The sequence below is a fragment of the Pseudomonas sp. TE24901 genome (assembly GCF_054058375.1).
Genome location: NZ_JBSSAF010000001.1, coordinates 479521 through 491310 on the forward strand (window position 1 = coordinate 479521; position 11790 = coordinate 491310).

Annotated in this window: 12 protein-coding genes and 1 pseudogene; 9 read left to right on the forward strand and 4 right to left on the reverse strand. The window is 61.2% G+C overall.

Annotated features, from left to right (window positions below):
• Positions 1-33: 33 nt before the first annotated feature.
• Complete coding sequence (locus ACVWVP_RS02255) at positions 34-1626, forward strand: ABC transporter substrate-binding protein (RefSeq protein ID WP_178920333.1); 1593 nt, start codon at positions 34-36, stop codon at positions 1624-1626.
• A gap of 74 nt (positions 1627-1700) precedes the next feature.
• Here ACVWVP_RS02255 and radC read toward each other — a convergent pair whose 3' ends face one another.
• Complete coding sequence (gene radC, locus ACVWVP_RS02260) at positions 1701-2375, reverse strand: RadC family protein (RefSeq protein ID WP_259172380.1); 675 nt, start codon at positions 2373-2375, stop codon at positions 1701-1703.
• Between the two features lie 143 nt (positions 2376-2518).
• Here radC and coaBC point away from each other — a divergent pair, with 143 nt between their 5' ends.
• The 4 genes and pseudogenes from coaBC (at position 2519) to argB (ending at position 6774) form a co-directional block, all read left to right on the forward strand.
• Entirely contained in the window at positions 2519-3727 is a 1209-nt protein-coding gene (gene coaBC / locus ACVWVP_RS02265) for a bifunctional phosphopantothenoylcysteine decarboxylase/phosphopantothenate--cysteine ligase CoaBC (protein ID WP_457404399.1), read from the forward strand.
• Positions 3728-3732: 5 nt separating this feature from the next.
• Positions 3733-4188, forward strand: coding sequence for a dUTP diphosphatase (dut, locus tag ACVWVP_RS02270; RefSeq protein WP_178920337.1), 456 nt, complete (start codon positions 3733-3735; stop codon positions 4186-4188).
• A gap of 239 nt (positions 4189-4427) precedes the next feature.
• Positions 4428-5849, forward strand: a pseudogene (locus ACVWVP_RS02275) (phosphomannomutase/phosphoglucomutase); the annotation flags it as partial.
• A gap of 19 nt (positions 5850-5868) precedes the next feature.
• On the forward strand, positions 5869-6774 hold the full coding sequence (argB, locus tag ACVWVP_RS02280; protein ID WP_457364831.1) for an acetylglutamate kinase: 906 nt from the start codon (positions 5869-5871) through the stop codon (positions 6772-6774).
• A gap of 173 nt (positions 6775-6947) precedes the next feature.
• Here the strand turns inward: argB and pyrE are convergent, their stop codons facing one another.
• Positions 6948-7592 carry an orotate phosphoribosyltransferase gene (gene pyrE, locus ACVWVP_RS02285; RefSeq protein ID WP_457404401.1) on the reverse strand — a complete coding sequence of 215 codons (645 nt, stop codon included), beginning with the start codon at positions 7590-7592 and terminating at the stop codon, positions 6948-6950.
• A gap of 82 nt (positions 7593-7674) precedes the next feature.
• On the opposite strand from pyrE, the gene ACVWVP_RS02290 reads away from it, so the two are divergent.
• Entirely contained in the window at positions 7675-8454 is a 780-nt protein-coding gene (locus ACVWVP_RS02290; protein WP_003195493.1) for an exodeoxyribonuclease III, read from the forward strand.
• Positions 8455-8512: 58 nt separating this feature from the next.
• On the opposite strand, the gene ACVWVP_RS02295 is transcribed toward ACVWVP_RS02290, so the two are convergent.
• Together ACVWVP_RS02295 and rph are read right to left on the reverse strand one after the other, a co-directional pair.
• Positions 8513-8881: a DUF4870 domain-containing protein gene (locus tag ACVWVP_RS02295; protein ID WP_178920343.1), complete on the reverse strand. Its 369-nt coding sequence runs from the start codon at positions 8879-8881 to the stop codon at positions 8513-8515.
• Positions 8882-8907: 26 nt separating this feature from the next.
• Positions 8908-9630 (reverse strand): ribonuclease PH, encoded by a 723-nt coding sequence (gene rph / locus ACVWVP_RS02300; protein WP_016975928.1) that lies wholly within the window; start codon positions 9628-9630, stop codon positions 8908-8910.
• 184 nt (positions 9631-9814) lie between these two features.
• On the opposite strand from rph, the gene ACVWVP_RS02305 reads away from it, so the two are divergent.
• The 3 genes from ACVWVP_RS02305 (at position 9815) to rpoZ (ending at position 11740) form a co-directional block, all read left to right on the forward strand.
• Complete coding sequence (locus ACVWVP_RS02305; protein WP_178920345.1) at positions 9815-10678, forward strand: YicC/YloC family endoribonuclease; 864 nt, start codon at positions 9815-9817, stop codon at positions 10676-10678.
• Between the two features lie 10 nt (positions 10679-10688).
• Complete coding sequence (gmk, locus tag ACVWVP_RS02310) at positions 10689-11309, forward strand: guanylate kinase (protein WP_176994459.1); 621 nt, start codon at positions 10689-10691, stop codon at positions 11307-11309.
• Between the two features lie 167 nt (positions 11310-11476).
• Positions 11477-11740: a DNA-directed RNA polymerase subunit omega gene (rpoZ, locus tag ACVWVP_RS02315; RefSeq protein WP_003176920.1), complete on the forward strand. Its 264-nt coding sequence runs from the start codon at positions 11477-11479 to the stop codon at positions 11738-11740.
• Positions 11741-11790 lie beyond the last annotated feature (50 nt).

Below are 11790 nucleotides of genomic sequence, written 5' to 3' on the forward strand. Positions count from 1 at the left end.
AGATGGGCCTTCGATCTGCAAAGGAAACCGAATATGCGCTTCGCTGCCCTACCGCTATTGCTTGCCCCTCTCTTTATGGCGCCACTGGCCCAGGCGGCCACCAACCTGAGTGTGTGTACCGAGGCCAGCCCCGAAGGGTTTGACGTGGTGCAATACAACTCGCTGACCACCACCAACGCCTCGGCCGACGTGCTGATGAACCGCCTGGTGGACTACGACGAGGCCAGCGGCAAGCTGGTGCCTAGCCTGGCGGACAGCTGGGAAGTCTCGCCCGATGGCCTGACCTATACCTTCAAGCTGCACCCGGACGTGAAATTCCACCGCACCGAGTATTTCACCCCTAGCCGCACTCTGACCGCCGAAGACGTGCGCTTCAGCTTCGAGCGCATGCTCGACCCGGCCAACCCATGGCATCAGATCGCCCAGAGCGGCTTCCCACACGCACAATCCCTGCAATTGCCAACACTGGTCAAAAAAATCGACGCGCTCGACCCGCTGACAGTGCGCTTCACCCTGGACCATGCTGACTCCACCTTCCTCGCCGCCCTGAGCATGGGCTTTGCGTCGATCTACCCGGCCGAATACGCCGACAAGCTGCTCAAGGCCGGCACCCCCGAGAAGCTCAACAGCCAGCCGATCGGCACCGGCCCGTTCGTGTTCGTTCGGTTCCAGAAAGACGCCGTGGTGCGCTACAAAGCCAATCCGGACTACTTCGCCGGCAAACCGGCTGTGGATAACTTGATTTTCGCGATCACGCCGGATGCCAATGTGCGCCTGCAGAAACTCCATCGTGATGAATGCCAGATCGCGCTGTCGCCCAAGCCCCTGGACGTGGGTGAAGCCGCGAAAGACTCAGCGTTGAAGGTGGAAAAAACCGCCGCGTTCATGACGGCGTTTGTCGCCATCAACAGCCAGCACCCGCCCCTGGACAAGCCGGAAGTGCGCCAGGCCATCAACCTGGCGTTCGACAAGGGCAGCTACCTCAAGGCCGTGTTCGAAGGCACCGCCGAAGCCGCCAACGGCCCCTACCCGCCCAACACCTGGAGCTATGCCAAGGACTTGCCGGGTTATCCACAGGACCTCGCCAAGGCCAAGGCCCTGCTGAACCGAGCTGGCCTCAAGGACGGTTTCAAGACCACAATCTGGACCCGCCCCACCGGCAGCCTGCTGAACCCCAACCCGAACCTCGGCGCACAACTGCTGCAGGCTGACCTGGCCAAGGTCGGTATCCAGGCAGAGATCCGCGTGATCGAATGGGGCGAGCTGATCCGCCGCGCCAAGGCCGGCGAGCATGACTTGCTGTTCATGGGCTGGGCCGGCGACAACGGCGACCCGGACAACTTCCTCACGCCGCAATTCTCTTGCGCGGCAGTGAAGTCCGGCACCAACTTCGCCCGTTACTGCGACCCGGCCCTGGACAAGCTGATCAGCGCGGGCAAGACCACCAGCGAACAAGGCGTGCGCAGCAAGCTGTACCAGCAGGCCCAGGCGCAGATCCAGCAGCAGGCACTCTGGCTGCCACTGGCTCACCCGACGGCATTCGCGCTGACCCGCAAGAATGTCGAGGGGTACAAGGTCAGCCCATTCGGCCGACAGGACTTCTCCAACGTCAGCCTGAAACCCTGACCCCGCCCGTGTAGGAGCCGGCTTGCCGGCGATGGCGTCCCGTTTCATTGATGCTATCGCCGGCAAGCCGGCGCCTACAGCCATCCGTACTCAGCCATCGACAGCGGGTCGCCATCACCCACGATGATGTGATCCAGCACGCGCACGTCCACCACCTCCAAGGCCTTCTGCAGCAACTTGGTCATTTTTCGATCAGCCGCACTCGGTTCGGCATTCCCGGAAGGATGGTTGTGACACAGGATCAGCGCCGCCGCGTTGTAGGCCAGGGCACGCTTGACCACCTGTCGGGGGTAAACGACCGCAGAGTCGATGGTGCCCTGAAACAACGCCTCGAACCCCAGCACCCGGTGCTTCGAGTCCAGAAACAGGCAACCAAACGTCTCGTGGGGTTCATGCCGCAACAGCGCCTTGAGGTAACTGCGCACCGCCAGCGGGCTCTCCAGTACCGAATCGCTGCGCAGTTTCTCTGCCATATGGCGCCGGGACATTTCGAGCACCGCCTGCAACTGGGCAAACTTCGCCGGCCCCAAGCCTAGATGCTGACTGAACAGCGCCTGACTGGCCTCAAGCAGTGGGCGCAGGCCACCGAACTGCGCCAACAAGTGGCGTGCCAAATCCACCGCACTACGGCCGGAAACGCCGGTGCGCAGGAAGATCGCCAACAACTCGGCGTCGGACAGACTCGCCGCGCCCCCCTCCAAAAGCTTCTCCCGTGGTCGCTCCGCCAAGGGCCAATCGCGAATACTCATCCCACCTCCGTGTGTACGTGCGCCGCTGTTGCCAGGCAGACGCTGTGTTATCTTAAGCCCTCTTTTTTGCCTGCGATTTCCCCTGGGGAGGGGGCGTCGCAGGCGTCACTGAACTGGCATCACTGAACTGGAAAGGCAAACCAATGCAGCGTCTGTATCGGAAACGCATCGTTCTCGGCGTCGGCGGCGGCATCGCCGCCTACAAGAGCGCAGAGCTGGTTCGCAGGCTCCTGGACCAAGGCGCCGAAGTGCGCGTGGTCATGACCCGTGGTGGCAGCGAGTTCATCACCCCATTGACCATGCAGGCCCTCTCCGGCCACCCGGTGCACCTCGACCTGCTCGACCCGGCAGCCGAAGCCGCCATGGGCCATATCGAACTGGCCAAATGGGCTGACCTGGTGCTGATCGCCCCGGCCACCGCCGACCTGATCGCCCGCCTGGCCCAGGGCATCGCCGATGACCTGCTGACCACCCTGGTGCTGGCCACCGACGCCACCGTCGCCATCGCCCCGGCCATGAACCAGGCCATGTGGCGCGACCCGGCGACCCAGGCCAACACCCAACTCCTGCAAAGCCGTGGCCTCAAGGTGTTCGGCCCGGCCTCCGGCAGCCAGGCCTGTGGCGACGTCGGCATGGGCCGCATGCTCGAAGCCACCGACCTGGCGCTGTGCGCCGCCGAGTGCTTCCAACACTTGGCCCTGACCGGCAAGCACGTACTGATCACCGCCGGCCCGACCCAGGAAAACATCGACCCGGTGCGCTACATCACCAACCATAGCTCAGGAAAAATGGGCTTTGCCTTGGCCGAAGCGGCGGTTGAGGCAGGCGCGCGCGTCACCCTCATCACGGGGCCGGTGCATTTACCGACCCCTGATCGGGTCACGCGAATCGACGTAGTCAGCGCCCGCGATATGCTGGCGGCCTGCGAAGCGGCCATTCCCTGCGACCTGTTCATCGCCTCGGCAGCGGTTGCAGACTACCGCCCGGAAGTCGTCGCCCCGCAAAAGCTCAAGAAAGACCCTACGAGCGGCGACGGCCTGCTCCTGCAAATGGTGCGCAACCCGGACATCCTGGCCACCATCGCCACCCGTTCGGACCGTCCGTTCAGTGTCGGCTTCGCCGCCGAGACCGAACACCTGCTGGACTACGCCGCACGTAAATTGAAAGACAAAAACCTCGATCTGATCGTTGCCAATGATGTCGCCAACCCGAGCATCGGCTTCAACAGCGAGGAAAACGCCTGCAGCGTGATCGACCGCGACCTGCACGCCACCCTTTTCGCCCAGACCAGCAAGGGCAAGATTGCCCGCCAACTGATCTCTTTTATCGCCCAACGGCTGAACCAGGTTTAATTCACATGCACGCTTTGCAAGCCAAGATCCTCGACCCACGCATCGGTACCGACTTCCCACTGCCGGCCTACGCCACACCGGGCTCTGCCGGCCTGGACCTGCGCGCCATGCTCAAAGAGGACACTGTCCTTGAACCGGGCCAGACCGTCCTGATTCCGACCGGCCTGTCGATCTACGTCGGCGACCCCGGTCTGGCGGCGCTGATCCTGCCGCGCTCCGGCCTGGGCCACAAACATGGCATCGTGCTGGGCAACCTCGTGGGGCTGATCGACTCCGATTACCAGGGCGAACTGATGGTGTCGTGCTGGAACCGTGGCCAGACCGCGTTCAACATCGTTGTCGGTGAACGCATCGCCCAGCTGGTGCTGGTACCGGTGGTACAGGCGCACTTCGAGCTGGTTGAGGAATTTGTTGAAACACAACGCGGCGCAGGTGGTTTTGGGCATTCCGGCAGCCACTGACTAAGCTGAATCAGGCCGGGCGCCCTGCCCGGCCCGATGCCACCGCATGGCTTTCCAGGATGAAGAATGCGCGCACCTTATCAGCGAGATTTCGTCATTGAAATCAATGCATTACACGCAAAAAAGCACGGAGCGCGAGCGCCGATGGCATTTTTGCACCACGAACTCTCTGCCGAAAACGCCGTCATACCCTTCAGTTTGAGCCCGCCGGTCAGCCACATTCAGGCCAGCTTTGCCCCCTTCAGATGGAGTTTCCCCCCGCGATGAGTACCGCAGCCCGAGTAGCCCCGACTTTTCCCGACAGCATCTTTCGCGCCTATGACATTCGTGGCGTAGTGCCCAAGACCCTGACTGCCGAAACCGCCTACTGGATTGGCCGTGCCATCGGCGCCCAGAGCCTGGCCCAGGATGAGCCCAACGTCTCGGTAGGCCGTGACGGCCGCCTGTCCGGCCCGGAACTGGTCGAGCAACTGATCCAGGGCCTTGCCGACAGCGGCTGCCACGTCAGCGACGTCGGCCTGGTGCCAACACCCGCGCTGTACTACGCCGCCAATGTACTGGCTGGCAAATCCGGCGTGATGCTCACGGGCAGCCATAACCCATCGGACTACAACGGCTTCAAGATCGTCATCGCTGGCGACACCCTCGCCAACGAACAGATTCAGGCCCTGCACAACCGCCTGAAGACCAACGACCTGACCAGCGGCAAGGGCAGCATCACCAAAGTCGACATCCTGCAACGCTACTCTGATGAAATCACCCGTGACGTCAAACTCGCACGCCGCCTGAAAGTGGTGGTGGATTGCGGCAATGGCGCGGCCGGCGTGATCGCCCCACAGCTGCTCGAAGCCCTGAACTGCGAAGTGATCCCGCTGTTTTGCGAGGTCGACGGCAACTTCCCCAACCATCACCCGGACCCAGGCAAGCCTGAGAACCTGGTGGACCTGATCGCCAAGGTCAAGGAAACCGGGGCCGATGTCGGCCTGGCCTTCGACGGTGACGGCGACCGCGTGGGTGTGGTGACCAATACCGGCGAAAACGTGTTCGCCGACCGCCTGCTGATGCTGTTCGCCCGCGATGTGGTGGCGCGCAACGCCAACGCCGAGATCATCTTCGACGTGAAGTGCACCCGCCGCCTGACGCCGCTGATCAAGGAATACGGCGGGCGCCCACTAATGTGGAAGACCGGCCACTCGTTGATCAAAAAGAAAATGAAGGAAACCGGCGCCCTGCTGGCCGGTGAAATGAGCGGCCACGTGTTTTTCAAGGAGCGCTGGTTCGGCTTTGACGACGGTATTTACAGCGCCGCCCGTCTGCTGGAGATCCTCAGCAAGGAAAAATCCACGGCGCAGGAGCTGTTTCAGACCTTCCCGAATGATATTTCTACGCCAGAGATCAATATCCATGTGACCGAAGAGAGCAAATTCAGCATCATTGACGCACTGCACGATGCGCAATGGGGCGAAGGCGCCAACCTGACCACCATTGATGGTGTGCGAGTCGATTACGCCAAAGGCTGGGGCCTGGTTCGCGCGTCCAACACCACACCGGTGCTGGTCCTGCGTTTCGAGGCGGATACCGAGGCTGAGTTGCAGCGCATCAAGGACGTGTTCCACGCCCAGTTGAAACGTGTTGCCCCTGATCTCCAATTACCGTTCTGATTTTTTACCGGAGCCCTGAATGACCCTCGAACGCGAAGCCGCTGCCAACACTGCCAAGGTCTTGTCCGAAGCGTTGCCTTACATCCGACGCTATGTCGGCAAGACGCTGGTAATCAAGTACGGCGGCAATGCCATGGAAAGCGACGAGCTGAAAACCGGCTTTGCCCGCGACATCGTGTTGATGAAAGCCGTGGGAATCAACCCGGTGGTGGTTCACGGTGGCGGCCCGCAAATCGGCGACCTGCTCAAGCGCTTGTCGATCGAGAGCCACTTCATCGATGGCATGCGCGTCACGGATGCGCAGACCATGGACGTGGTGGAGATGGTCCTCGGCGGCCAGGTCAACAAGGACATCGTCAACTTGATCAACCGCCATGGCGGCAGCGCCATCGGCCTGACCGGCAAGGATGCGGAGCTGATCCGTGCGAAAAAACTGACGGTAACCCGCCAGACGCCGGAAATGACCCAGCCGGAAATCATCGACATCGGTCAAGTGGGCGAAGTGGTTGGCGTAAACACCGACCTGCTGAACCTGCTGGTCAAGGGTGATTTCATCCCGGTGATCGCGCCAATCGGCGTGGGTGCCAACGGTGAGTCCTACAACATCAACGCCGACCTCGTGGCCGGCAAGGTGGCCGAAGCGCTGAAAGCCGAAAAGCTGATGCTGCTGACCAACATCGCCGGCCTGCTGGACAAGGAAGGCAAGGTGTTGACCGGCCTGACCACCCAGCAAGTCGACGACCTGATCGCCGACGGCACTATCTACGGCGGCATGCTGCCGAAGATCCGTTGCGCACTGGAAGCCGTGCAAGGCGGCGTCGGCAGCTCGCTGATCATCGATGGCCGGGTGCCGAATGCGGTACTGCTGGAGATCTTCACGGATACCGGCATGGGTACGCTGATCAGTAATCGCAAGCGTCCTTAACTGCCGCACATAAAAAAGCCCCGCTCAATCAAATTGAGCGGGGCTTTTTTATTTGTACTCGGTCCAAATGTGGGAGCTGGCTTGCCTGCGATGACGGCGGCACATTCAACAATTCCGTCGCCTGATACGCCGCTATTGCGGGCAAGCCCGCTCCCACATGGGGATGATTTGGGTCAGACGCCGAACTGCTCGCGGTAGGCGCGAACAGCAGGCAGATGCTGCTTGAGCTGCGGATCATCTTCCAAGAACTGCAGTACCTGGTTCAACGACACGATGCTCACCACCGGAATGCCGAAGTCGCGCTCCACTTCCTGGATCGCCGACAATTCGCCGTTGCCACGCTCCTGGCGATTCAGCGCGATCAGTACGCCGGCGGCCTTGACGCCTTCCTGGGAAGCGATGATCTGCATCACTTCACGGATAGCGGTGCCAGCGGTGATCACGTCGTCGATAATCAGCACTTCGCCCTTGAGCGGAGCGCCGACCAGGCTTCCGCCTTCGCCGTGAGCCTTGGCTTCTTTGCGGTTGAAGCACCAAGGCAGGTCCTGGCCATGATGCTCGGCCAACGCCACGGCAGTCGCCGCCGCCAGGGGGATACCCTTGTAGGCCGGGCCGAACAGCACGTCGAACGGAATACCGCTTTCAACGATGGCGGCCGCATAGAAACGACCCAGCTGGGCCAGAGCCGAACCCGAGTTGAACAAGCCAGCATTGAAGAAATACGGGCTGGTGCGCCCGGACTTGAGGGTGAACTCGCCGAAGCGTAAAACGCCGCGATCGATGGCAAAACGAATGAAATCGCGTTGATACGCCTGCATGAAAAAAGCCTCAGATACCACGGATTTAGCTAATTAGGTAGACGGCGTGTATCATACACGCACGCGATTTTTGGGGCCATTTATGCGGATCATCAGTGTGAACGTCAATGGTATTCAGGCTGCAGTCGAGCGTGGTTTGCTCAGTTGGCTGCAAGCACAGAATGCCGACGTCATCTGCCTGCAGGACACCCGCGCCTCCGCCTTTGAACTGGACGACCCAGCCTTCCAACTGGATGGCTACTTCCTTTATGCCTGCGATGCCGAAGTGCCCACCCAAGGTGGCGTGGCTTTGTACTCGCGGTTGCAACCCAAGGCGGTCATCAGCGGCCTCGGCTTCGAGACAGCCGACCGCTACGGGCGCTACCTGCAAGCCGATTTCGACAAGGTCAGCATCGCGACCTTGCTGCTCCCTTCGGGGCAGAACGGCGATGAAGACTTGAACCAGAAGTTCAAGCTAATGGACGACTTCGCCCGTTACTTGGATAAACAGCGGCGCAAACGTCGCGAGTACATTTACTGTGGCTCGCTGTACGTGGCGCAACAAAAGCTGGATATCAAGAACTGGCGCGACAGCCAGCAATCCCCGGGTTTCCTGGCGCCGGAACGTGCCTGGATGGACGAGATTGTCGGCAACATGGGCTACGTGGATGCCCTGCGTGAAGTCAGCCGAGAGGGCGACCAGTACAGCTGGTGGCCGGATAACGAACAGGCCGAGATGCTCAACCTGGGTTGGCGTTTCGACTACCAGTTGCTGACCCCAGGTCTGCGCCGGTTCGTTCGCAGTGCGCGCTTGCCGCGTCAGCCGCGCTTCTCGCAGCACGCGCCGCTGATCGTGGACTACGACTGGACACTGACCATCTGAGGTCTTTTTCCAGGCACAAAAAAACCGACATTGCTGTCGGTTTTTTTGTGGGCGTTCATTATTTGACCAGTCGCCAGGTCAAGGGGTAGCGATAGGCGATCCCCTTATTGGCCTTGATCGCGCCAATGATCGTCAGCACTACGCTGGCGATGGCCAGGGCCGTCATCAGGAAGAACCCGATCACCGCAAAGGCCAGCACGATGCACACGATCCAGGCGATGGCCACGGTAATCTGGAAATTCAGCGCTTCCTTGCCCTGATCATCGATGAACGGGCTGACTTCCTTCTTCATCTGCCACAGGATCAGCGGCCCCACGACACTGCCGAAGGGGAACACAAACCCCAGAAACGCCGCGAGATGACACAACATCGCACTTTGACGCACTTCGTAGGAAAGCGAGGGTTGCGGCAGTTGGCTGTCATTCATGGCGTTTCTCCTTGAGGCCGACCGGCTCAGTCAGCCAGTGCGGCGTTTTGCAGTTCGAAGATCTCGGTCATGCCTTTCTGGGCCAGCGCGAGCATGGCATTCAGCTCAGCCGGCTGGAATGGCGCGCCTTCGGCAGTGCCCTGCACTTCGATGAAACCACCGGTGCTGGTCATGACCACGTTCAGGTCGGTCTCGGCCGCCGAGTCCTCCAGGTAATCCAGGTCCAGTACAGGCTCGCCCTGGTACATGCCCACCGAAACGGCAGCGATCATTTGCTTGAGCGGGTCGCCGCCCTTCAGGCCGCCGCGCTTCTTGATCACTTTGAGCGCATCGACCAACGCCACCATGGCGCCGGTGATGGATGCAGTGCGAGTGCCGCCGTCAGCCTGGATCACATCGCAGTCGACGTACAGGGTCACGTCGCCCAGCTTGGACATGTCCAGGGCTGCGCGCAGGGAGCGGCCGATCAGGCGCTGGATTTCCAGGGTACGGCCGCCTTGCTTGCCACGGCTGGCTTCACGCTGGTTACGCTCGCCGGTGGCGCGCGGCAGCATGCCGTATTCGGCGGTCAACCAGCCCTGGCCCTGCCCCTTGAGGAAACGTGGCACGCCATTTTCGACGCTGACGGTGCAGATAACCTTGGTATCGCCAAACTCGACCAGTACAGAACCCTCGGCGTGTTTGGTGTAGTTGCGGGTGATGCGGATCGAGCGGAGCTGATCGGCAGCGCGACCACTTGGACGTTTCATAGGGGATACCTGTACTGAGGACGAAAAACTGCCGAGCATTATAGAGCCGTGAACCGCTTCGGGGCACTGCTAAAAAATTCGGTTACCAATGGTCGAGTTTGGGCGCGTCCGCCCCACTGCGCTACAATCCTGCGCCTTCTTAACCATCAGCCCGTGTTTGCGGGCTGCAACGCGAGGTACCTCCATGGTGCACAGCATGACCGCCTTCGCCCGCGTCGAAAAAGCCGGCGCCCAAGGCACCCTGAGCTGGGAACTGCGCTCGGTCAACAGCCGCTACCTGGAGCCGCACCTGCGCCTGCCGGAATCGTTCCGCGACCTCGAAGGCGCCGTGCGCGAGGCACTGCGCCAGGGCATTTCCCGCGGCAAGCTGGAATGCACCCTGCGCTTTACCGAGGAAACCACCGGCAAGCCGCTGCAGGTCGACCGCGACCGTGCCGCGCAACTGGTCGCCGCCGCCGAAACCATCGCCGGCCTGATCAAGCAGCCCGCCGCGCTGAACCCTTTGGAAGTGCTGGCCTGGCCTGGCGTGCTGGTGGCCGACGCCACCGACCCACAGGCCCTCAACGCCGAAGCCCTCGCCCTGTTCACTCAAGGTTTGAAGGAGCTGAAAGCCGGTCGCGAGCGCGAAGGCGCCGAACTGGCCCGCCTGATCAGCGAGCGCCTGACCGCCATCGAAGAAGACGTGGTCACCCTGCGCGAACTGGTGCCGCAGATGCTCGCCACCCAGCGCCAGAAGGTCCTCGACCGTTTCGCCGACATGAAGGCCGACCTCGATCCGACGCGTCTGGAGCAGGAAATGGTGCTGCTCGCACAAAAAAGCGACGTGGCCGAGGAGCTCGACCGCCTGAGTACCCATATCCTTGAAGTGCGCCGCGTGCTCAAGTCGGCGGGTGCCGCCGGTCGGCGCCTGGACTTCCTGATGCAGGAACTCAACCGCGAAGCCAATACACTGGGCTCCAAGGCTTTCGATCCGCGCAGCACCACGGCTGCGGTCAACCTCAAGGTGTTGATCGAGCAGATGCGCGAACAAGTACAGAATATTGAGTAAGGCAACTTCCATGACCCACAGCACCGGCACCCTTTACATCATTTCCGCCCCCTCGGGCGCGGGCAAGAGCAGCCTGGTCAAGGCCCTGACCGACGCCGACGAGCAGATCCGCATCTCGGTCTCTCACACCACCCGCGCCATGCGCCCGGGTGAGGTGAACGGCGTGCACTATCACTTCGTCGAGCGCACCGAGTTCGTGAAGATGATCGAGCACGGCGACTTCCTGGAGCGCGCCGAAGTGTTCGGCAACCTCTACGGCACCTCACAAAGCCACCTGCAGCAGACCCTGGACGAAGGCCACGACCTGATCCTGGAAATCGACTGGCAGGGTGCCGAGCAGGTACGTCAGCTGATGCCCAAGGCGCGTTCGATCTTCATCCTGCCGCCGTCCCTGGAAGCCTTGCACCAGCGCCTGACCAACCGTGGCCAGGACAGCGACGAGATCATCGAAGGCCGCATGCGTGAGGCCGTCAGCGAAATGAGCCACTACGTCGACTACGACTACCTGATCATTAACGACGACTTTTCCCACGCGCTGGAGGATTTGAAGGCGATTTTCCGCACCAATCAGCTCCAGCAAAAGCGCCAACAGCAGCGTTTCGGCAAATTGCTGGCCGAACTGCTCGGTTGATTGGCTCTTCCCAAAATGGCTGCAAGGGCTTTACATTGGTGCTTGCAGCGGTTTTACGAAGGCTCGCGAAAAATCAGCGCTTCCCTAAACGCTGGTGATTTTTTAAACTGCTCAGTCCGCTCGCCCAACCGGGCAGCGCGCATCTTGCATTCGCTCCGAGGAATACCATGGCCCGCGTAACCGTTGAAGACTGCCTAGAACACGTGGATAACCGCTTTGAGCTGGTCATGCTCTCTACCAAGCGTGCCCGTCAACTGGCCACTGGCGGCAAAGAGCCCCTGGTCCAGTGGGAAAACGACAAGCCTACCGTTGTAGCCCTGCGTGAAATCGCTGAAGGCCTGATGAGCTACGAGTTCATCGCCAACGCTGAAATCGTTGAAGACGAACCGCTGTTTGCAGCGTTCGAGGACGAGTCCAACGAGGCCGTCTAAGCCTATGCCTGGTCGACGTAGCACGGCGCGGGGTCACAGCCAACGGCAGG

Coding starts and splice junctions, on each gene's coding strand:
- ACVWVP_RS02305 (WP_178920345.1), top strand. CDS start 9,815: ATGGTGCACAGCATGACCGCCTTCGCCCGCGTCGAAAAAGCCGGCGCC.
- ACVWVP_RS02295 (WP_178920343.1), bottom strand. CDS start 8,881: ATGAATGACAGCCAACTGCCGCAACCCTCGCTTTCCTACGAAGTGCGT.
- ACVWVP_RS02255 (WP_178920333.1), top strand. CDS start 34: ATGCGCTTCGCTGCCCTACCGCTATTGCTTGCCCCTCTCTTTATGGCG.
- dut (WP_178920337.1), top strand. CDS start 3,733: ATGCACGCTTTGCAAGCCAAGATCCTCGACCCACGCATCGGTACCGAC.
- coaBC (WP_457404399.1), top strand. CDS start 2,519: ATGCAGCGTCTGTATCGGAAACGCATCGTTCTCGGCGTCGGCGGCGGC.
- gmk (WP_176994459.1), top strand. CDS start 10,689: ATGACCCACAGCACCGGCACCCTTTACATCATTTCCGCCCCCTCGGGC.
- argB (WP_457364831.1), top strand. CDS start 5,869: ATGACCCTCGAACGCGAAGCCGCTGCCAACACTGCCAAGGTCTTGTCC.
- radC (WP_259172380.1), bottom strand. CDS start 2,375: ATGAGTATTCGCGATTGGCCCTTGGCGGAGCGACCACGGGAGAAGCTT.
- rpoZ (WP_003176920.1), top strand. CDS start 11,477: ATGGCCCGCGTAACCGTTGAAGACTGCCTAGAACACGTGGATAACCGC.
- pyrE (WP_457404401.1), bottom strand. CDS start 7,592: ATGCAGGCGTATCAACGCGATTTCATTCGTTTTGCCATCGATCGCGGC.
- ACVWVP_RS02290 (WP_003195493.1), top strand. CDS start 7,675: ATGCGGATCATCAGTGTGAACGTCAATGGTATTCAGGCTGCAGTCGAG.
- rph (WP_016975928.1), bottom strand. CDS start 9,630: ATGAAACGTCCAAGTGGTCGCGCTGCCGATCAGCTCCGCTCGATCCGC.